The following is a 20,590-nucleotide window of genomic DNA, read 5'->3' on the forward strand; positions in this document are numbered from 1 at the left end:
GGGACGGCTTCCTGCCTAGACTGCCCCGCATCCGGCCAGGGACGGCTGGCCGCGGGGCGGGACAGGAGGGCGCGTTGGGCAAGGCGGAACGGCATCACGGCTTCTGCGCGCTCTGCCGCTCGCGCTGCGGCTGCATCAATGTCGTCGAGGAGGGGCGGCTGGTCGCGGTCGAGCCCGATCCCGGCCACCCGACCGGCGCCCACCTCTGCGCCAAGGGCCGCGCCGCGCCGGAGCTGGTCCACCATCCCGAGCGCCTGACCCGGCCGCTGCGCCGGACTGCGCCCAAGGGCGCCGCCGACCCCGGCTGGCGGGAGATCGGCTGGGACGAGGCGCTCGACGAGATCGCCGGGCGCCTGGCGGCGATCGCCGCCGAGTCGGGCCCGCAGGCCGTCACCTTCGCGATCACCACGCCGAGCGGCACGGCGATGTCCGACCACATCGACTGGGTCGAGCGGCTGGTCCGCGCCTTCGGCGCCAGCAACACGCTCTACGCCACCGAGCTCTGCAACTGGCACAAGGACCACGCGACGGCCTTCACCTTCGGCGAGGGCGTCGGCGTGCCCGACTTCGAGCGGGCCGGCTGCCTGCTGCTGTGGGGGCACAACCCGAGCACGGCCTGGCTGGCCCACGGCCAGCGCCTGGCCGAGGCGCGGGCGCGCGGCGCCCGGGTGATCGTCGTCGACCCGCGGCGCGCCGGCCCGGCGGTCAAGGCCGACCTCTGGCTGGCGCCGCGGCCCGGCACCGACGGCGCGCTCGCGCTCGGCCTCGCCAACCGGCTGCTCGAGACCGGCCGCTTCGACCGGGACTTCCTGGCCGACTGGAGCAACGGCCCCTTCCTGGTGCGCGAGGCCGACGGCCGCTTCCTGCGGCGCGGCGCGCACTACCTCTGCTGGGACGAGGCGTCGGGGCAGGCCGTGGCGCTCGACGGCCGGCTGCCCTCGGAGCGCGGCGTCGCCCCGGCGCTCGACGGCAGCTACGAGGTCGACGGTGAGGCCTGCCGCCCGGCCTTCGACCACTACCGCCGGCTCTGCGCCGGCTGGACGCCCGAGCGCACCGCCGCGGCGACCGGCGTGCCGGCGGAGCAGATCGAGGCGGCGGCGAGCCTGCTCTGGGACTCGCGGCCGGCCGGCTACTACGCCTGGACCGGGCTCGGCCAGCACGACAACGCGACCCAGACCGACCGCGCCCTGGCGCTGCTCTACGCCCTGCTCGGCAGCTACGACGCGCCGGGCGGCAACCTGCAGCTGCCCGCGGTGCCGGCGCCGGCCGTGGCGGGCCGGGAGCTCGTGACCCCGGAGCAGCGGGCCCGGACCCTCGGCCTCGCCGAGCGGCCGCTCGGCCCGGCCGCCGGCGGCTGGGTGACCGGCGCCGACTTCTGCCGGGCGGTCGAGACGGGCGCGCCCTACAGGCCGCGTGCCCTGGTCGCCTTCGGCTCGAACCTGCTGCTCTCGCAGCCCGACCCGGCGCGCCTCTCGCGCGCGCTGCAGGCGCTCGAGTTCCACGTCCAGGCCGAGCTCTTCATGACGCCGACCGCCGCGCTCGCCGACCTGGTGCTGCCGGTCTCCTCGCCCTGGGAGCACGAGGCGCTGCGCCTCGGCTTCGGCCGGCTGGTCGAGGGCTGCGAGCGGGTCCAGCTGCGCCGGCCGGTGGCGGCGCCGCCGGGCGAGGCGCGCTCCGACACCGCCATCGTCTTCGAGCTGGCGACGCGCCTCGGCCTCGCCAACAGCTTCTTCGGCGGTGATCCGGAAGAGGGGCTGCGCCATCGCCTGTCGGCCCTCGGCCTGACCCCGGAGGAGCTGCGGGCGCGACCGGAAGGCCTGCCGGTGCCGCTCGAGCAGCGCTTCCGCAAGTACGCCGAGCCGGCCGGCGAGGGCCGTCGCGGCTTCGCCACCGAGACCGGCCGGGTCGAGGTCTATTCCGAGCTGTTCCTGCGCCACGGCTACGACCCCGTGCCGGCCTTCCGGCCGTCGCGCGCCGCGCCGGCACGGGGCGGCAGCGCGGCGCGCGGCGACTGGCCGCTGACCCTGTCCTGCGCCAAGGTCACGCAGTTCTGCCACAGCCAGCACCGCAACCTGCCGAGCCTGCGCCGCGTGCTGCCCGAGCCGCGCGCCGAGCTCAACCCGGCGACCGCCGCGGCCCACGGCATCGCCCGGGACGGCTGGCTGTGGCTCGAGACCGCGGCCGGGCGCATCCGGGTGCGCGCCGCCTTCAACCCGCAGCTGCGGCCCGACCTCGTCGTCGCCCAGTTCGGCTGGTGGCTGACCGGCCGCGCGGCCGAGCCCGAGCGCCATCCGGCGTTCGGCGAGGGCACGGTCAGCTACAACGCCCTGCTCGCCGACCCGCCGGCCGACCCGATCTCCGGCGCCCCCAACCTGCGCAGCCAGTCCTGCCGCATCGCCGCGGCGGAGTAGGGCGGAGACGGCGGGACTATCCGCGTTCTCCGTCTCGTCGTCAGCGGCCTCTTCGCGCGTCATCCCCATCCCTTTCTGTCGCCATCCTCGCGGAAGCGAGGATCCAGAAGACGTGGAGGCCAGTGCGGACCGGCGAAGTTCGTGCGAGCGACGCCTTCCTCTGGATCCTCGCTTTCGCGAGGATGACGAAAGGGGGCGAGGATGACGAAAGGGGGCGAGGATGACGAAAGGGGGCGAGGATGACGCCGTGGGGAAGGGTGGCGGACGCGATCGAGCGACGGGCCAACCCGCCCGCCCCCGAAAGGCGGTAGCGATGCGCCCCCGACCGGCTGCAACCCCTGCGCAATATCAGTTTTCCTAATATCAGTCTCCACGATTTCCTATTTCACAATACCCTTCGCAACCGCAACGATGAACCCCAGGCAGCGAGAAGCAAGAACGGCGCTGCGGGGCTTCAGGGAGCCGTCGGCACGGCGCCGGCGGCCGGCGAACAGGGAGACAAGAGATGACAGCTTCTTTCGGAAGGACGGGGAGTCGTGGGCTCGCCCTGGCGACCCTTCTGGCCGCCGGCGCCGGCTTCGGCGGGGCCGCTCTGGCCGCCGACTGGTACCCCTACACGGTGGAGTCCTGGAATCCGCCCTTCGACATGTCGAGCCCGCGCACGACGGTCGACTACGTGCCGCTCAAGAAGGCCGACAAGCCGTGGCAGCTCTGCGTGTCCTTCCCGCACATGAAGGACGCCTACTGGCTGGCCGTCGACTACGGCATCGCCGACGAGGCCAAGGCGCTCGGCGTCAAGATGCATCTGGTCGAGGCCGGCGGCTACACCGAGCTCAACAAGCAGATCTCGCAGATCGAGGACTGCGTCGCCAATGGCGCCCAGGCGGTGATCATCGGCGCGATCTCCTACGACGGCCTGAACAACTTGGTGCACGAGATCCACGGCAAGGGGATCCCGGTGATCGACGTGATCAACGGCATCTCCTCCAAGGAGATCTCGGCCAAGTCGCTGGTCTCGTTCGGCGAGATGGGCGCCAAGGCCGGCGAGTACGTCGCCAAGCTGCACCCGAAGGGCAGCAAGGCCGTCAAGGTCGCCTGGTTCCCCGGGCCGGCCGGTGCCGGCTGGGTCGAGGCCGGCAACAAGGGCTTCATGGACGCGGTCAAGGACAGCGCCGTCCAGGTCGTCGAGACCAAGTACGGCGACACCGGCAAGGAGGTGCAGTCCAAGCTGGTCGAGGACACCCTGCAGGCCCATCCCGATCTCGACTACATCGTCGGCACGGCGGTGACCGCCGAGGCCGCGGTGCCGGTGCTGCGCTCGCGCGGGCTCAGCGACCAGGTCAAGGTCGTGTCCTACTACTTCACCCCGGGCGTCTATCAGGGCATCCGGCGCGGCCAGATCCTCGCCGCCCCGACCGACTCGACGGTGATCCAGGGGCGCATCGCGGTCGACCAGGCGGTGCGCATCCTCGAGGGCAAGGACTACATCAAGCACGCCGGCCCGAAGCTCTACGTGATCAGCAAGGACAACATCAATTCCTTCGATCGCGCGGCGGCCCTGGCGCCGGACGGCTTCACGCCGGTCTTCAGCGTCGGCGAGTAGACGGTCCGCTTCTGACGGGACCGGGTGCCATGACGCACCATCCTGAGAGCGACGGCGGCCCGAGCGATCGGGCCGCCCCGCTGCCGGCCGCCCCGCTGCTGGAGCTGCGCGGCGTCAGCCGGCGCTTTCCCGGCGTGCTGGCGCTCGACAAGGTCGACTTCCAGCTCAGGCCCGGCGAGGTCCACGTGCTGTTCGGCGAGAACGGCGCCGGCAAGTCGACCATGATCTCGATGATCGCCGGGGCGCTCAGACCCAGCGAGGGCGAGTTCCGCTTCCGCGGCGAGCCGGTCGAGCTCAACTCCGTCCATCACGCCCGCGGGCTCGGCATCTCGGCGGTGTTCCAGGAGTTCTCCCTGGTGCCGCAGATGACCGTCGAGGAGAACCTCTTCCTCGGCGCCGAGAGCACGCGGCTCGGCCTGCTCGACCGCCGGGCGCTGCACGACCGGGCCGACGCCATCCTGAAGCGCCTCGGCTTCCCCCTCAGGCCGCGCGACCGGGTGCTGCACCTGACGCGCGCCGAGCAGCAGATGGTCGAGATCGCCAAGGCCTTCCGCTCCGAGCTCTCGGTGCTGATCCTCGACGAGCCGACCGCCTCGCTGACCGAGCGCGAGACGGCGCAGCTGTTCAAGCTGATCGAGCAGGTCAAGGCCCAGGGCGTCGGGGTCATCTACATCACCCACCGCCTCAGCGAGATCCGCCGCATCGGTGACCGCATCACCGTGCTGCGCGACGGCCGCTACGTCGCCACGGTCGATGCCCAGACGACGCCCGAGGGCGAGCTGGTGCGCCTGATGACCGGCCGGGTCTACGACGAGCTGTTCCCCAAGGTGCGCTTCAAGCCGGGCCGCGAGCTGCTCTCGGTCGAGCGCCTGACCACGGCGAGCGGCAGCGTCGTCGAGGCCTCGCTGTCGGTCTGCGCCGGCGAGATCGTCGGCCTCGCCGGCCTGGTCGGCTCCGGCAAGTCGGAGGTCGCGCGCGCCTGCTTCGGCCTGGAGAAGATCGCCGAGGGCCATGTCCGACTGAAGGGCGAGGAGGTTACCGGCCAGGGCCCGAAGCGCATGCTCAAGCGCGGCTTCTTCTACGTGCCGCCGGACCGGCGCGACGAGGGCCTGATGATGATGCGCCCGGTGCGCGAGAACGTCAGCCTGCCGTCGCTGACCCTGGCGCCCTTCGGCAACGGCGCGCTGCTCGACCGGCGCGGCGAGACCGACCGGGTGCGCCGGCTCGCCGAGCAGCTCAACCTGCAGCCGCCGCGCATCGAGCGGGCGGTCGAGGCCTTCTCGGGCGGCAACCAGCAGAAGGTGCTGCTGGCCAAGAGCCGGACCCGGCCGGTCCAGGTCTTCGCCTTCGACGAGCCGACCGTCGGCGTCGACGTCGGCACGCGCGTCGCGATCTACGAGTTCATCCGCGACCTCTGCGAGGCCGGCGCCGGGATCCTGCTGATCTCCTCGGACCTGCCGGAGGTGCTGAACCTGTCGAACCGCGCCTACGTCTTCTATCGTGGCCGGGTCCAGGCCGAACTGGCCGGCGACGAGATCACCGAGGAGAAGGTCCTCAGCCACTTCTTCGAAAGGGACGCCGCCTAGATGGCCATGCTCGAGCAACCGACCCCCGGCGCCGCCGCGCCCTCGCTCTGGCTGAAGCGGCTGTTCGTGCGGCTCGGCGTGCTGCCGTTCCTGCTGATCGTCGCGGTGATCGTCTTCACCCTGATGTCGGACAACTTCCTGACCGGGCGCAACCTCGCCAACGTGGCGCGCCAGTCGGTCTACCTGACGATCGTTTCCCTGGGCCAGATGTTCGCCCTGCTGACCGGCGGCTTCGACCTCTCGGTCGGCACGATCCTGGCCCTGACCTCGGTGGTCGGCGCCCTGGCCATGGCGGCTGCCTTCGGGGCGATGCCCGACGCGCCGGGGCTGGCGATCGCGATCGGCTGCCTGGCCGGCATCCTCGCCGGCACGGCGATCGGCCTGTTCAACGGCGTCGGCGTCGCGATCTTCAACGTCTCGCCCTTCATCATGACCCTGGGCATGGCCTCGATCGGCTTCGGCATCGCGCTGTTCCTGACCGGCGGCGTGCCGGTCTACGGCATGCCCCAGGAGTTCGGCGACGTCTTCGGCTTCGGCGCCTGGTTCGGCATCGACGTGCCGGTCTACGTCGCCGCGCTGCTGATCGTGGTCGTCTACCTGCTGGTCAACTGGACGCCGCTCGGCCGCTACTTCTACGCCGTCGGTGGCAACATCAAGGCGGCGCGGCTCAGCGGCATCGGCACCCGCACGGTGCTGTTCGCGACCTACGTGATCTGCGCCCTGCTGACCGCGCTCGGCGGCATGCTGCTGACCGCGCGCCTGGATACCGGCGAGGCCAACATCGGCGCCTCGATGCCGCTGGAATCGATCGCCGCCTGCGTCATCGCCGGGGTGTCGCTGCGCGGCGGCGTCGGCCGGGTCGAGAACGTCGTGCTCGGTGCCCTCTTCATCAACCTGGTGCAGAACGGCATGAACCTGGCGCGCATCGAGTCCTACCTGCAGACCGTGGTGCTCGGCGTGCTGCTGATCCTGGCGGTCGTCGCCGACCAGCTGCGCCTGCGCTACATCGCCGACCTTAAGGACTGACCGAAGCAACGAGGGCCTCTCCGGCGGCGCCCCGTGCGGGTGGCCGGCAGCATGAAGGCCCGGTCAAGGAGGAACGAGAGATGCCGACGATGATCAACTGCGACATGGGCGAGAGCTTCGGGCTCTACCGCATGGGCGACGACGAGGCCTTGATGCCGCTGATCACGGCCGCCAACGTCGCCTGCGGCTTCCACGCCTCCGACTTCAACCACATGCGCAAGACCGTCCAGCTGGCCAAGAAGTTCGGCGTCCGGGTCGGCGCCCACCCCTCGCTGCCCGACCTGCAGGGCTTCGGCCGGCGCGAGATGAAGATCGGCCGCGAGGAGCTGGCCAACTGCCTGATCTACCAGGTCGGCGCGCTCAAGGGCTTCCTCGAGGCCGAGGGCATGACCCTCAACCACATCAAGCCGCACGGCGCGCTCTACGGCATGGCGGCGCGCCAGGAGCCGATCGCCCAGGCGGTCGCCGACGTCGCCGACATCTTCCGCGTGCCGCTCTACGGCATGGTCGACTGCCTCCACGAGGAGGTCTACAAGGCGCGTGGCCACGAGTTCGTCGGCGAGTACTACGCCGACCTGGAGTACGCCGACGACGGCGGCCTCCTGATCACCCGCGAGCACGAGGCGGTCGACCCCAAGCGCGCCGCCGAGCGCAGCCTGACCGCGATCAAGGAGGGCACGACCCTCTCGGTCGGCGGCAAGACCGTCAGGGTCGGCAACGACTCGATCTGCGTCCACTCCGACACGCCGAACGCCGTCGAGGTCGCGACCCTGGTGCGCGAGACGGTGAAGCCCTTCCTCGCCGCCGCCTGACCGCCGGACCTCCTCCCGCCCTCCGGGGGCCTTCCCGAACCAGCAGCAACAAGAGGCAACGATGGCCAAGCAGATCCTCTCGCCGCTTCCCGGCACCTTCTACCGGCGCCCGGCGCCGGACCAGCCGCCCTACAAGGAGGCCGGCGATGCCGTCGCCAAGGGCGAGGTGATCGGCCTGGTCGAGGTCATGAAGTCGTTCCACGAGGTGAAGTCGACCGCCGACGGCAAGATCGCCGCCTTCCTGGTCGAGAACGAGGGCCCGGTGCAGGCCGGCCAGCCGCTGGCCGACCTGGAAGGCTGACGCGCCCCATGGCCCTGCGGACCCTGTTGATCGCCAACCGCGGCGAGATCGCCGTCCGGATCATCCGGGCGGCGCGCGAGCTCGGCATCCGCACCGTGCAGGCGCACAGCGCGGCCGACGCCGACTCGCTGGCGGTGCAGCTGGCCGACGCGGCCGTCGAGATCGGCCCGCCGCCGGCCTCGAAGTCCTATCTCGACATCGGCGCGATCCTCTCGGCGGCCGAGGCCTCGGGAGCCGACGCGATCCACCCGGGCTACGGCTTCCTGGCCGAGAACCCGGCATTCGCGGCGGCGATCGAGCAGGCCGGCCTGACCTTCGTCGGGCCGACGGCGGAGACGATCCGCATGATGGGCGACAAGGTCGCGGCCCGCGAGGCGGCAGCCCGGGCCGGCGTGCCGACGGTGCCGGGCAGCCAGGGCCGCCTGGACAGCGTCGAGGCGGCGCGGGAGGTGCTGGAGCAGACCGGCTATCCGGTGCTGATCAAGGCGGCGGCCGGCGGCGGCGGCCGCGGCATCCGCATCGCCCACGACCACCACGAGTTCGAGCGGCTGTTCCACCAGGCCGGCGCCGAGGCCAAGGCCGCCTTCGGCGACGGCGGCCTCTACGTCGAGAAGGTGATCCACCGGGCCCGCCACGTCGAGGTTCAGGTGCTCGGCGACGGCGAGCGGGTCGTGCACTGCTTCGAGCGCGAGTGCTCGCTGCAGCGCCGCCGCCAGAAGGTCTGGGAGGAGGCGCCCTCGGTCAGCCTCGCGCCGGGGGTGCGCGAGCGGCTCTGCGCCGCGGCCGTGCGCCTGGCCGAGGCGGTGAACTACCGCGGCGCCGGCACCGTCGAGTTCCTCTACGACGACGAGTCGGGCGAGTTCTACTTCATCGAGATGAACACCCGCATCCAGGTCGAGCACCCGGTCACCGAGTTCGTCACCGGCCTGGACCTGATCGCCGAGATGCTGCGCATCGCCGGCGGCGCGCCGCTGTCGGCGAGCCAGGAGCAGATCGCGCTGGCCGGCCACGCCATCGAGGTCAGGATCAATGCCGAGGACCCGGCGAGCGACTTCATGCCCTTTCCGGGCCTGGTCTCGGACCTGCGCATCCCCGGCGGTCCGGGCGTGCGCTTCGACAGCCTGCTCTATCCGGGCTACGCGATCCCGCCCTTCTACGACTCGCTGCTCGGCAAGCTGATCGTCTGGGCCGAGGACCGGCCGCGGGCGCTGGCGCGCCTGGGCCGGGCGCTGGCCGAGCTCCGGGTCGAGGGCGTCAAGACGACCGCGCCGCTGCACAGCGCGCTGGCCGCGGACGAGGAGGTCAAGGCCGCGCGGTTCCACACGCGCTGGCTCGAGGGCTGGCTCGAGCACAACGCGGCGAAGCTGAAGACAACAGAGGAGGGTGCCGGCTGATGAAGGAAGCACGCTACGCCTTCGGCGGGGACGAGCACGTCTTCGTCGAGGTCGACGAGGAGATGTCGCTGGAGGCCTTCTTCAAGAGCCTGGCGATCACCAACGCGGTGCGCGACTCGCAGATCAAGGGCGTCACCGAGATCTGCCCGGCCAACGCCTCGTTCCAGATCAAGTTCGATCCGGACGTGATCAAGCCGGACGACATGCTCGCCGAGCTGAAGAAGCTCGAGGCCGCTGCCGAGAAGGCCGAGCCCAGGCTGCAGACCCGGATCATCGAGGTGCCGGTCTACTACCAGGATCCCTGGACCCACGAGACGCTGATGCGCTTCCGCGAGCGGCACCAGGACCCGAACGGGACGGACCTCGAGTACGCCGCCCGGATCAACGGCTACGGCTCGGTCGCCGACTTCATCGCCGCGCACTCGGGCTCGCCCTGGTTCGTCTCGATGGTCGGCTTCGTCGCCGGGCTGCCGTTCCTCTACCAGATGGTCGAGCGCGAGCGGCAGATCCAGGTGCCGAAGTACCTGCGGCCGCGCACCGACACGCCCAAGCTGACGGTCGGCTACGGCGGCTGCTTCTCCTGCATCTACTCGGTGCGCGGCGCCGGCGGCTACCAGATGTTCGGCATCACGCCGATGCCGATCTTCGATCCGCAGCAGCAGCTGAACTACCTCAGCGACTTCATGGTCTTCTTCAAGCCGGGCGACATCGTGAAGTTCCAGCCGATCGACGCCGACGCCTATTCCGCGGCGGTCGAGGAGGTCGCCGCCGACCGCTACGTGCCGCGCATCAAGGAGGTGACCTTCGCCCTGGACGCCTTCAATGCCGACATCGACGGCTACAACCGGAAGCTGGAGGAGGCGCTCCATGCCAACTAAGGTCATCGCCGGCGGGCTCGCCACCACCATCCAGGACCTCGGCCGGCCGGGCTACTACCACCTCGGCATCCCGATCTCCGGCGCGATGGACCGCTTCGCGCTGCGCGCCGCCAACCGCCTGGTCGGTAACGACGAGGGCGCGGCGGCCCTGGAGGCGGTCTTCATCGGCCCCGAGCTGGAGTTCACCGAGGACGCCCTGGTCGCGGTCACCGGCGCCGAGATGACGCCGAAGGTCGACGGCGACGAGCAGGCGACCTGGACGGCCTTCCCGGTCAAGGCCGGGCAGGTGCTGTCCTTCGACTTCCTGAGGGCCGGGGCCCGCGCCTATATCGCGATCTCCGGCGGCATCGACGTGCCGATGGCGCTGGGCAGCCGCTCGACCTACGCGATCGGCGCGCTCGGCGGCTTCGAGGGCCGCGCGATCCAGCCCGGCGACCTGCTGCCGCTCGGCAAGGCGGCGCCGGCCAGGGCCGGGAAGAGCCTGCCCGAGGCCCTGCGCCGCGGCAGCGGCAGCCCGGTCGAGCTGCGCGTCCTGCCCGGGCTCTACTGGCACCGCATCGTCGAGGCCTCGCAGAAGTCCTTCTTCGACGACACCTGGAAGGTGGCGCCGGAGTGCGACCGCATGGGCTACCGCTTCCGCTCTGGCAAGGCTCTGGAGTTCGTGCCGCGGGAGCCGCCGTTCGGCGCCGGCTCCGACCCCTCGAACATCACCGACGCCTGCTATCCCTACGGCTCGGTCCAGGTGCCGGGCGGCACGGAGCCGATCGTGCTTCATCGCGACGCGGTCTCGGGCGGCGGCTACTTCATGCTCGGCACGGTGATCTCGGCCGACATGGACCTGATCGGCCAGATGCAGCCGCACACCCCGACCCGCTTCGTCAAGGTCGACATGGATGAGGCCCTGGCCGCCCGCCACGACCGCCAGAGGATGCTCGACAGGATGCGCGAGGCGCTGGCCTAGGGGCCAGGGCCCGTTTGCGCTCCGCCCTTCGACAGGCTCAGGGTGAAGCGCAGTTGGATGGGGGCGGCAACGCCCCCGTCGCTTCATGGTGAGCCTGTCGAACCATGGAGCGACCCGGTCTCTCCGGGACGTCAGCGAGGAGACACGAAACGTGAGCGATACCGCGATCACCCACCCGACCCTGGCCGGCGCGCTGTGGCCGGCGACCCGCGGCAACCGCCTTCTGCGGGCGGCCCTGCTGGCGGTGCTCGGCAGCGCGCTGCTGGCGATCTCGGCCCGGGTGCAGGTGCCCTTCTGGCCGGTGCCGATGACCCTGCAGACCGGCGTCGTGCTGCTGCTGGGGGCTGCGCTCGGCGGCCGCCTCGCCGTCGCGACGGTGCTGCTCTACCTGGCCGAGGGCGCCCTCGGGCTGCCGGTCTTCGCCGGCGGTGGCGGGCCGGCCTACCTGGCCGGGCCGACCGGCGGCTATCTCGCCGGCTTCCTGGTCGCGGCCGCCGCAGTCGGCTCGCTGGTCGAGCGCGGCTGGAGCCGCAGCCTGGCCAGCAGCGCGCTGGCGATGATCCTCGGCGACGTCCTGATCTTCGCCTGCGGCCTCGCCTGGCTGTCGAGTCTGATCGGACTCGACAAGGCGATCGCCGCCGGCCTGCTGCCCTTCCTCGCCGGCGAAGCCCTGAAGATCGCCCTGGCCGCGGCGCTGCTGCCGGCCGCCTGGAAGCTGCTGGCCCGACGCTGAGCGTCGGATCGCGAGAGGGGCGGCCTCCGGCCTTGCGCTAGGACGCCGCCGCTCCCTCCCGCAGGCGCTTCAGATAGTCGGCGCTGCTGTTGGTGCTGATGCGGACCCACAGCGGCTTGTGGTCGGACAGCTGGTAGGTCAGCCAGCTGCGATAGTAGGTCTCCAGCTCGTTCTCCGACTTGTCGGCGCCGTTCGGCGACTTTCTCATCTGGTCGACGTACTCTCGCCACTGAGCCTTCGTGTAGAGGTTTTCGAAGACGTCGAGCACGCCGGAGTTGCGCCTGCTGCCGTCGTCGGCGACCCGGTCGATGTATTCGAGCACGGCCGGCTGCGTCTTGAACGCGATCTGGTCGTAGTACTTGTTGCCGGAGAAGTTGGTCGGGTCGGCCAGCGTCTTCGGCACCTGGAAGCCGTTGGCGAGCAGCGCCGCCATGGTCTCGTGCTCCGGGCTGACGACGTTGAAGTCGCCGAGCAGGATCAGCGCCCTGTCGTGCTTCATCTCCCGGTCGGCGCGCTCGCTGAGGTAGCGCGCGATCGTGCCGATCTCCTGGACGCGCTCCTGCAGCAGCGGCCCGCTCTCGGCGCCGTAGTAGAGGTGGACCGTGCAGATGTCGAAGCGGAACCAGCCGGCCTGGAAGCTGGTGACGAAGGGCGTCCGGCGGAACTGCTTGCCGGCGTAGAGCTTCTTGCCTTCCTCGGTGTCGACCAGCGCGCGGCTGATCAGCATGCTGGTTGGCAGCACGATCTCGCCGGCGATGTTCTTGAACCACAGCTTGCGCTTGTCGAAGCAGAAGGTCAGGCGCTCGCCGTTGCCGCCCAGGCGCGTGTCGGTCACGTCGGTGGCGATGTAGTCCCAGTCGGGGCCGAGGATGGCCATGACCTGTTCCCACTCGTCCAGCTCGTTGACCTCCTGGACGGCGATCAGGTCGAAGCGCGACAGGACCTCGGCGATGTAGAAGTGCGATTCGGGCGCGCGCTTGCCGAAGCCGCGGCGGTTGCCCGGCTTGCCGAAGTCGCGGAGGTTCCAGGAGGCGAGCAGCAGGTTCCGGTCGGCGTCCTTGGCCGGCACGTCCCGGTCGAGCTGCTTGATCAGCGCCTCCAGGTGGCCGATCACGCGGGCGCGTTCGGCCGCCTCCCGGATGCGGTGCTTCAGGTGGTAGTAGTAGGGCATCCCGCCTCTCCCGGTACGGTCCCCGAGGGTCGGCAGCTTCCGGAGCGGCGCCGCGGTCAACCCGACGGGCTTTTTCCCGTTATAGGGGAAAATCCTCGAAGAGTCTTGCGGCTCGGCGGTTGGGCCGCAGGGTGCGGGCCGGGCAAAGAAAGGCCGGGCTCGGCGGCAGGCGGCCGCCGGCCCGGCGAGGGGGAGGAAAGGCTTGGGCGCTAGAGGCCCCGGGCGACCTCCTCGACGGCGCCCCTGGTCGCCTCGACGATGCTGTCGGCCTCGGCCCGGGTCAGGCAGAGCGGCGGTGCGAAGCCCAGGATGTCGCCCTGCGGCATGGCGCGGGCGATGACGCCGCGCGCGAGCGTCGCGGCGGCGACCTTCGGGCCGACCTTGAGGGCCGGATCGAAGAAGGTCCGCGGCGCCTTCTCCCGGACGAACTCGACGGCGGCGAGCAGGCCGTCGCCGCGCACCTCGCCGACGATCGGGTGGCCGGAGAGGGCATCCGAGAGGGCCTTGCGGAAGTAGGCGCCGACCGTGGCGGCATTCTCGACCAGGCCGAGCCTGTCGATCAGCTGCAGGTTGGCGACGCCGGCGGCGGCGCAGAGCGGGTGGGCCGAATAGGTCCAGCCGTGGCCGATCGGGCCCAGCTGGTCGGAGCCCTGCTCCAGCACCTTCCAGAGCTTCTCGCTGACGATCGTGCCGGACAGCGGCGCATAGGCGCTGGTCAGGCCCTTGGCGATGGTCATCAGGTCCGGCTCGAGGCCGTAGTGCTGGCTGCCGAACATCGTGCCCAGGCGGCCGAAGCCGGTCACCACCTCGTCGGCGATCAGCCAGACGTCGTGCTTCTTCAGCACCGCCTGGATCTTCTGCCAGTAGGTCCGCGGCGGCGGCACGATGCCGCCGGTGCCGAGGATCGGCTCGCCGATGAAGGCGGCGATGGTGTCGGCGCCCTCGGCCTCGATCAGCGCCTCCAGGCGCTCGGCGCAGCGGCTCGCGAAGGCCTCCTCGTCCAGGCTCGCGTCGTCGCGGCGGAACCAGTAGGGCGCCTCGGTGTGCAGGATCGGCGCGCGCGGCAGGTCGAAGGCCTTGTGGAACAGCTCGAGGCCGGTGAGGCTGCCGGTCATCACGCCGGAGCCGTGGTAGCCGCGCCAGCGCGAGATGATCTTCTTCTTCTCGGGCCGGCCGAGGATGTTGTTGGCGTACCAGACCAGCTTGATGTTGGTCTCGTTGGCGTCCGAGCCCGACAGGCCGAAGTAGACGTGGCTCATGGGGGCCGGCGCGCGCTCGATGATCATCCGGGCCAGGGTGATCGAGGCCTCGCTGCCGTGGCCGGCGTAGGCGTGGTAGTAGGCCAGCTCCCTGGCCTGCTCGGCGATCGCCTCGGCGATCTCCTGCCGGCCGTAGCCGACGTTGACGCAGTAGAGCCCGGCGAAGGCGTCGAGGCTGCGCCTGCCGTCGCGGTCGACGATGTAGACGCCCTCGCCGCCGGTGACGATCCGGTTCGGCGACTCGCCGCGGGCGTGGGCGCCCATCGCGGTCGAGGGGTGGAAGAAGTGGTCGCGGTCCCAGGCGTCGAGGGTGTCGCGGTTCTGCAGCATGGCTGGTCTCCCGTTTCTTTGCGTTCTGGTCGGCGCTCCCACGCCCCTCGACAGGCTCGGGACGAAGCGACCGTTGGTGCTGGCTCCTACCTCTGCTTCGTCCCGAGCCTGTCGAGGGGCGTGGGAGCTGGAACGGCTAGCGGATGATCGGCACCGGGGCTGCCGGAAGCCGCCCTCGTCATCTGACGATCGGCGGCGGCTGTGTCAGGGTCAGGACCTCCGGTCCCTCCTCGGTCAGCAGCACGCAGTTCGAGACGAAGTGGTCGCCCTGCCCGGTGCCCATCAGCCAGGACAGGATGTGGAAGGACATGCCGGCCCGGATCTCCAGGTCGGAATCGTGGCGCAGGCCGGTCACCGAGTTGCCGCCGGTCCAGGACGGCGGGAAGCCGATGCCGACCAGGTAGCCGCAGTGGTGGCGGCGGTAGTGGGCGAGGCCGGCCGCGTCGACCACGGCCTGCCAGGCGGCATAGACCTCCCTGGCCTTCGCGCCGGGCTTCAGCGCGCCGAGCACGGCGTCGAAAGCCGCCGTGCAGGTCTCGGCCATGGCCAGCGACTCGTCGGGGGCCGCGCCCAGCCAGACCAGGCGGCCGAGCGGCGCGTGGTAGCGGGCGAAGCAGCCCGACAGCTCCAGGAACACCGCCTCGCCCTTGCGGTAGCGGCCCGCGCCCCAGGTCGTGTGCTCCTCGCCGAGCCGGGACTGCGGCCGGATGAAGGGGCCGAAGCCGGGCAGCTGGCCGCCGGCCCGGATCATCGCCGCGACCGAGGCGGCGGCGACCTCGGCTTCCGGCGCGCCGTCGGCCAGGGCCTCGATGGCGGCGCCGGCGGCGACGTCCGACAGGGCGGCGGCGCGGCGCAGCAGCGCCTGCTCCTCGGCGCTCTTGACCCAGCGCAGCCGGTCGACCAGGCCGCCGACGTCGAGCCACTCGGCCTCCGGCAGGCCCTGCATCAGGCCCTGGGCGAGGCCGGCCGGCAGGCCGCTCGACCAGAGCTCCAGGCCGATCCGCGCCCTGCCCGAGACGGCCGCATCGACGGCGGCGACGGCCGCGCTGCTGGCCGTCTCGCCGCGCGTCCGGGCCGTGCCGCGGTCGGCGAGCAGGCGCAGGGTGACGTCGGCGGCGGTCTCGCTGTCGCCGTGGCCGGCGAAGGCAGCGTTGCGCACCTGGTTGGCGACGGTCACCCGCTCCATGGCGCGGGTCACCAGGGTCATGGCGCCCTCGGCCGGGACGATCAGCAGGTGCGGCGCGAAGTAGCCCCAGTGGTCGAGGCCCGAGAGGTAGTAGATGTTCTCCGGCGTCGAGAGCAGGCAGAGGTCGAGGCCGCGCGCCGCCATCTCGGCGCGCACGGCCGCCAGGCGGCGCGCCAGCTCGGCCTCGGAGAAGGGCGCCGCGGGAGCGGCCTGCGGGTTGGGCATCTGCACCTTCTCTATTCCCTCTCTCGCTCGTCATCCCCGCGAAGGCGGGGATCCATAGGGACTCTCGGCTCCGGCCTCTGCCCGTTCCGTAGGCGCCTGCGGTGCCTCCCCATGGATCCCCGCCTGCGCGGGGATGACGAGGAGGGAGCGGCGGAGCAGAAGAGGACCGGCTTCTAAGCCACCTCCGAGCAGACGTACTTCAGCTCGGTGAAGGCCTCGAGGCCGGCGCGGCCGCCCTCGCGGGCCAGACCCGACTGCTTGACGCCGCCGAAGGGCACCGGGGCGCCGGTCACCTTGGTGCGGTTGACCGCGACCATGCCGTACTCCAGGGCCTCGACGACGCGGGCGATGCGCGCGCGGTCGCCGCTGTGCAGGTAGGCGATCAGGCCGTACTCGGTGGCGTTGGCCTTGGCGAGGACCTCCGCCTCGCTGTCGAAGGGGGCGAGGGCGGCGATCGGGCCGAAGGTCTCCTCGTTGAAGACCAGCGCCGCGTCGGGCACGTCCGCCAGCACCGTCGGCTCGAAGAAGCAGCCGCCCAGCGCGTGGCGCGCGCCGCCGAGCAGCAGCCTGGCGCCGCGCGCCGTCGCGTCCTCGACCTGTTCGGCCATCTTGGCGAGCGCGCGCTCGTGGATCAGCGGGCCGATCTCGACGCCGGGCTCCAGGCCCGGACCGACCTTGAGGTCCCGAACGCGCTCGAGGAAGCGGGCGAGGAAGGCCTGGTAGACCGGCCGCTCGACATAGATCCGGTTGGCCGCCAGGCAGTCCTGGCCGCTGGTCGCGAACTTGGCCGAGAGGCAGGACTCGACGGCGCGCTCCAGGTCGGCGTCGGCGAAGACGACGAAGGGGGCGTGACCGCCGAGCTCCAGGATCAGCTGCTTGACCGTCGGCGCGCACTGCTCGGCCAGCAGGCGGCCGATCTCGGTCGAGCCGTTGAAGGAGAGGGCGCGGACCCGCGTGTCGGCGCACCAGGCCGGCACGATCTCGGCGGCCCTGCCGGTCACGACGTTGAAGACGCCGGCCGGCAGCCCGGCGCGGTCGGCCAGCTCCGCCAGGGCGAGGGCCGAGAAGGGCGTCTCCGACGAGGGGTGGACGACGACGCTGCAGCCGGCGGCGAGCGCCGCCGCGGCCTTGCGGGTGATCATCGCGGTCGGGAAGTTCCAGGGCGTGACCAGGGCGGCGACGCCGATCGGCTCGCGCCGCACCGCGGTCTCGGCGCCGGGCAGGTGGCTCGGCAGGCTCTCGGCCGAGACCCGGACCGCCTCCTCGGCATACCAGGCGAGGAAGCCGGCGGCGTAGTCGATCTCGCCCTCGGCCTCGGCGAGCGGCTTGCCCTGCTCGGCGACCATCAGCAGGGCGAGGTCGCGCCGGTTCGCGACGATCAGCGCGTGCCAGGCGCGCAGCAGCTCGGCGCGCTCCCTGGCCAGGCGTTTGCGCCAGGCCGGGAAGGCCGCCTGCGCCGCCGCCACGGCCGCGGTCGCTGCCTTTGCGCCCAGGGTCGGCACGCGCCCGACCAGGCAGCCGTCGGCCGGGTCCAGCACCTCCAGGGTGCCGGCGTCCCCGGCGGCGGTCCAGCGGCCGCCGATGTAGGACAGCTCGCGGAACAGCCGGCGGTCCGCGAGGTCCGGCTGGCCGCCGGCGCGCGCCGGGGCGGGGACGGAGCGGAGGGACGCGGTCGCGCTTGGGGCCATGACTCTGCCTCGTCTTCACGGGTGGAAAGCTGCACCGAGGCTAGGGCATGACCCGCCGAAAGTGCCGCTGAAGACCCCGGCCGGCGCCGAAGGAACCGCTGCGGAAGCGCCGGTTGCCGGTGGGATTTTCTGGCGGGATAGTGGCGGGGCTCGGCGACTCGGGCTCAGGCGAAAGGAAGCGGGATGACGACCATCGAAGGCGAGGCGCGCACGGACGAGGTCGCCGAAGCGCTGCTCGCGATCCTCGGCACCGGCCGCCAGATCGTGCCGGTGACCCGGCGCCTGCCGGGCTTCGGTCTCGCCGAGGCCTACCGCGTCACGGACCGGATCCGGCGGTTGCGCGAGGCGCGCGGCGAGCGGCCGGTCGGGCGCAAGATCGGCTTCACCAACCGGACGATCTGGGACGAGTACGGCGTCCACGCGCCGATCTGGGCGCCGGTCTACGACACGACGCTGCACGCGGTGGCGGAGGCCTGCGCGGGCTTCGCGCTGGCCGGCTTCGCGGAGCCGCGGCTGGAGCCGGAGATCGTCTTCGGCCTCGGCCATGCGCCCGAGCCGGGCATGGACGAGGCGGCGCTGCTCGGCTGCCTGGACTGGGTCGCCCACGGCTTCGAGATCGTCCAGTCGGTCTTCCCCGGATGGATCTTCGAAGCCGCCGACACGGTCGCCGCCTTCGGCCTGCACGGCGCCCTGCTGGTCGGGCCGCGCAGCCGGATCGAGCCGGGGCAGGGCGACTGGCTGGCCAGCCTCTCCGCCTTCGAGATCGAGCTGCGGCGCGACGGGGAGCTGATCGACCGCGGCCGCGCGGCCAACGTGCTCGACGGCCCGCTCTCGGCACTGAAGCACCTGGTCGGCCTGCTCGCCGAGGATCCGGTCAACCCGCCGCTCGCCGCCGGCGAGCTGGTCACCACCGGCACCCTGACCCGCGCCTTCCCGGTCGTGCCCGGCGAGCGCTGGCGGACGCGGCTCACCGGCGTGGCGCTGGGGGGAATCGAGATCGCCTTCGTGTGAGGGGATTGCCTCCTTCCCCCCGTCATCCCGGGCGTTAGGCGAGCCCGAAAGCCGCGAGGCTTTCGGTGTGCGAGCCTTGCGACCCGGGATCCAGGGGCCAGGGGCACGGAGGTTCCGGCCCCTGGCCCCTGGATCCCGGATAGCTCGCTTTGCCAACGAAAGCAGAGCTTTCGGGCAAAGCGGCTTCCGGGATGACGAGCAATGGAAAGGCTGGCGAATACCTACCCGTCCCCCGCCGCCACCAGGTGCGCGCGCAGCATCGCCTTCAGCTCCGCCACCGCGGGCCCGCGCAGGCTGGTGTCGTCGTCGGCCTCCAGCAGGGCGGCGACGCGGATCATGTGCAGGGTGAGCGCGGCCAGCGCCGGGCGGCGGGCGGCCGGGACCGGCGGCACGGTGCCGGCGAGCAGCGCCTCGATGCCGCCGCGCAGGCGGGCGCGGGCGCGCTTCTTGGCCTGAGGGTCGATGTTGCGCCGCTCGCTCAGCACGACGAAGGCGGGATGGGCCTCGAGGAAGGTGACGAGGCGGGCGAAGAGCCGGTCGACGGCGGCCTCCAGCGGCCGGCCGCGCGCCTCGGCGGCCAGGGCATCGAGCATCTCGGCCAGGCCGGCGAGCTGGCGGGCGTGGAGCTCGGCGGCGAGCTGCTCCTTGGTCGGGAAGAACTGGTAGAGCGAGCCGATCGAGGCGCCGGCGCGGGCCGCGATCTCCGTCATGGTCGCGGCCTCGTAGCCCTGCTCGGCGAAGACCGCGACCGCGGCCTCGACCAGGGCGGCGACCCGCTCGCGGCCGCGCCGGCGCTGCGGCGTCCTGACCGGCCGCTCCTCCTTCTCGTCACTGCCGCTTGCTTTTTGTGAGGCCATGCTCATATACCGTCAACGTGAGGATGAACTCATAAATCTCGCGGCCGGCTCCCGCCCGCTCGGGTCCCCGGGGCCGCCGCCAACCGGGAGTCCCTTATGGACCTTCAGCTCGATCCTCGCAAAACCGCCCTGGTGCTCATCGACCTGCAGGGCGGTATCCTGGGCCTGCCGCTGGCGCCCTACGACCGAGCCGCCGTGGTTGGCGCGGCCGCCCGTCTCGGCCAGGCTTTCGCAGCCGCCGGCGCGCCGATCGTCACGGTGCGGGTCGGCTGGTCGGACGACCTCGGCGACCTGCCGCCCCAGCAGGTCGACCGGCCGATCGCCCTGCCGCCGGAGGGCATGACCGCGACCTGGTTCGAGCCGGCGCCGGAGATCGCGGCCCTGCCGGCGACCGCCTCGATCCTGAAGCGGCACTGGAGCGCCTTCCATGGCACCGAGCTGGACCTGCAGCTCAGGCGCCGCGGCGTCGGGACTCTCGTGCTCGGCGGCGTCGCGACCAACTTCGGCGTCGAGTCGACGGCCCGCGAGGCCTGGCAGCACGGCTATGCCGTGGTCGTCGCCGAGGACGCCTGCAGCTCGCTCGGCGAGCCGCTGCACCGCTTCGCCGTCGAGTGGACGCTGCCGCGGGTCAGCCGCGTCCGCAGCGTCGCCGAGGTGACGACGGCGCTCGGAGCCGCCTGATGGCCCGCGCCTACGTGATCTCCGACGTCGCCTTCCGCGATCGCGCGGCGCTCGAGCGCTACCGGACGCTTGCCGCCGCCTCGATGGCCCGGCACGGCGGCCGCTACCTGGTGCGCGGCGGGCCGGTCGAGGCGCTGGAAGGCAGCTGGCAGCCGGCGGCCCTGATCGTCGTCGAGTTTCCGGACCGGCAGGCGGCGCAGGCCTGGTACCGCTCGCCGGACTACGCCGAGGCGCTGGCCTTCCGGGACGCGGCCCTGTCGCGCGACCTGATCCTGGCGGAGGGGGTGGGTTAGGGGCTTCCCTTCCCTGTCCGTTCGTCATCCGCGCGAAGGCGGGGATCCATAGGGACTCGCGGGCCCGCAGCCGCCGGCTTCCCTGGCGATTCACCATGGATCCCCGCCTTCGCGGGGATGACGATCAAGGGGGGAGCAGGGACTGAAGTGCTCCCACGCCCCTCGACAGGCTCGGGACGAAGCG

Annotated in this window: 18 protein-coding genes; 13 read left to right on the forward strand and 5 right to left on the reverse strand. The window is 71.9% G+C overall.

Annotated elements, in window-relative coordinates; translation table 11 throughout:
* Window positions 1-74: 74 nt before the first annotated feature.
* The 10 genes from B9O00_RS21310 to B9O00_RS21355 all read left to right on the forward strand — a co-directional run bounded on the left by B9O00_RS21310 (window position 75) and on the right by B9O00_RS21355 (window position 11,705).
* Window positions 75-2,411: a molybdopterin-containing oxidoreductase family protein gene (locus tag B9O00_RS21310; RefSeq protein WP_085124757.1), complete on the forward strand. Its 2,337-nt coding sequence runs from the start codon at window positions 75-77 to the stop codon at window positions 2,409-2,411.
* A 505-nt stretch (window positions 2,412-2,916) separates the two neighbouring features.
* Window positions 2,917-4,014 (forward strand): TMAO reductase system periplasmic protein TorT, encoded by a 1,098-nt coding sequence (gene torT / locus B9O00_RS21315; RefSeq protein WP_085124758.1) that lies wholly within the window; start codon window positions 2,917-2,919, stop codon window positions 4,012-4,014.
* Window positions 4,015-4,043: 29 nt separating this feature from the next.
* Window positions 4,044-5,600 carry a sugar ABC transporter ATP-binding protein gene (locus tag B9O00_RS21320; protein ID WP_085124759.1) on the forward strand — a complete coding sequence of 519 codons (1,557 nt, stop codon included), beginning with the start codon at window positions 4,044-4,046 and terminating at the stop codon, window positions 5,598-5,600.
* Complete coding sequence (locus B9O00_RS21325) at window positions 5,601-6,626, forward strand: ABC transporter permease (RefSeq protein ID WP_200808618.1); 1,026 nt, start codon at window positions 5,601-5,603, stop codon at window positions 6,624-6,626. It abuts the gene before it with no gap.
* Between the two features lie 80 nt (window positions 6,627-6,706).
* Window positions 6,707-7,438, forward strand: a complete 732-nt coding sequence (locus tag B9O00_RS21330; protein WP_085124760.1) for a LamB/YcsF family protein — start codon at window positions 6,707-6,709, stop codon at window positions 7,436-7,438.
* 61 nt (window positions 7,439-7,499) lie between these two features.
* Complete coding sequence (locus tag B9O00_RS21335) at window positions 7,500-7,739, forward strand: acetyl-CoA carboxylase (RefSeq protein ID WP_085124761.1); 240 nt, start codon at window positions 7,500-7,502, stop codon at window positions 7,737-7,739.
* Window positions 7,740-7,747: 8 nt separating this feature from the next.
* Window positions 7,748-9,133: an acetyl-CoA carboxylase biotin carboxylase subunit gene (locus tag B9O00_RS21340; protein ID WP_085124762.1), complete on the forward strand. Its 1,386-nt coding sequence runs from the start codon at window positions 7,748-7,750 to the stop codon at window positions 9,131-9,133.
* Complete coding sequence (locus B9O00_RS21345) at window positions 9,133-10,011, forward strand: 5-oxoprolinase subunit B family protein (RefSeq protein WP_085124763.1); 879 nt, start codon at window positions 9,133-9,135, stop codon at window positions 10,009-10,011. Before B9O00_RS21340 ends, B9O00_RS21345 begins: the two co-directional genes overlap by 1 nt.
* Entirely contained in the window at window positions 10,001-10,972 is a 972-nt protein-coding gene (locus B9O00_RS21350; protein ID WP_085124764.1) for a 5-oxoprolinase subunit C family protein, read from the forward strand. The genes B9O00_RS21345 and B9O00_RS21350 overlap by 11 nt, the downstream gene beginning before the upstream one ends.
* Before the next feature lie 151 nt (window positions 10,973-11,123).
* Window positions 11,124-11,705 carry a biotin transporter BioY gene (locus B9O00_RS21355; RefSeq protein WP_235017172.1) on the forward strand — a complete coding sequence of 194 codons (582 nt, stop codon included), beginning with the start codon at window positions 11,124-11,126 and terminating at the stop codon, window positions 11,703-11,705.
* A 37-nt stretch (window positions 11,706-11,742) separates the two neighbouring features.
* On the opposite strand, the gene B9O00_RS21360 is transcribed toward B9O00_RS21355, so the two are convergent.
* From B9O00_RS21360 to B9O00_RS21375, 4 genes are all read right to left on the reverse strand, one after another.
* The gene (locus B9O00_RS21360) at window positions 11,743-12,876 is read right to left on the reverse strand and encodes an endonuclease/exonuclease/phosphatase family protein (RefSeq protein ID WP_085124766.1); all 1,134 of its coding nucleotides are present in this window, start codon (window positions 12,874-12,876) and stop codon (window positions 11,743-11,745) included.
* Between the two features lie 209 nt (window positions 12,877-13,085).
* The gene (locus B9O00_RS21365) at window positions 13,086-14,465 is read right to left on the reverse strand and encodes an aspartate aminotransferase family protein (RefSeq protein ID WP_085124767.1); all 1,380 of its coding nucleotides are present in this window, start codon (window positions 14,463-14,465) and stop codon (window positions 13,086-13,088) included.
* A gap of 178 nt (window positions 14,466-14,643) precedes the next feature.
* A complete protein-coding gene (locus B9O00_RS21370; protein WP_085124843.1) occupies window positions 14,644-15,876 on the reverse strand; it encodes a M24 family metallopeptidase in 1,233 nt (410 codons plus the stop codon).
* A gap of 173 nt (window positions 15,877-16,049) precedes the next feature.
* Window positions 16,050-17,564 (reverse strand): NAD-dependent succinate-semialdehyde dehydrogenase, encoded by a 1,515-nt coding sequence (locus tag B9O00_RS21375; RefSeq protein WP_085124768.1) that lies wholly within the window; start codon window positions 17,562-17,564, stop codon window positions 16,050-16,052.
* 183 nt (window positions 17,565-17,747) lie between these two features.
* Here B9O00_RS21375 and B9O00_RS21380 point away from each other — a divergent pair, with 183 nt between their 5' ends.
* The gene (locus B9O00_RS21380; protein ID WP_085124769.1) at window positions 17,748-18,575 is read left to right on the forward strand and encodes a 2-keto-4-pentenoate hydratase; all 828 of its coding nucleotides are present in this window, start codon (window positions 17,748-17,750) and stop codon (window positions 18,573-18,575) included.
* A 221-nt stretch (window positions 18,576-18,796) separates the two neighbouring features.
* On the opposite strand, the gene B9O00_RS21385 is transcribed toward B9O00_RS21380, so the two are convergent.
* The gene (locus B9O00_RS21385) at window positions 18,797-19,432 is read right to left on the reverse strand and encodes a TetR/AcrR family transcriptional regulator (protein WP_200808620.1); all 636 of its coding nucleotides are present in this window, start codon (window positions 19,430-19,432) and stop codon (window positions 18,797-18,799) included.
* A gap of 96 nt (window positions 19,433-19,528) precedes the next feature.
* On the opposite strand from B9O00_RS21385, the gene B9O00_RS21390 reads away from it, so the two are divergent.
* Both B9O00_RS21390 and B9O00_RS21395 read left to right on the forward strand, forming a co-directional pair.
* A complete protein-coding gene (locus B9O00_RS21390; protein WP_085124771.1) occupies window positions 19,529-20,113 on the forward strand; it encodes a hydrolase in 585 nt (194 codons plus the stop codon).
* Window positions 20,113-20,406: a DUF1330 domain-containing protein gene (locus tag B9O00_RS21395; protein ID WP_085124772.1), complete on the forward strand. Its 294-nt coding sequence runs from the start codon at window positions 20,113-20,115 to the stop codon at window positions 20,404-20,406. The genes B9O00_RS21390 and B9O00_RS21395 overlap by 1 nt, the downstream gene beginning before the upstream one ends.
* Window positions 20,407-20,590: the final 184 nt, after the last annotated feature.

It is taken from the genome of Tistlia consotensis USBA 355, assembly GCF_900177295.1.
In the GTDB taxonomy this organism is placed as follows: domain Bacteria; phylum Pseudomonadota; class Alphaproteobacteria; order Kiloniellales; family DSM-21159; genus Tistlia; species Tistlia consotensis.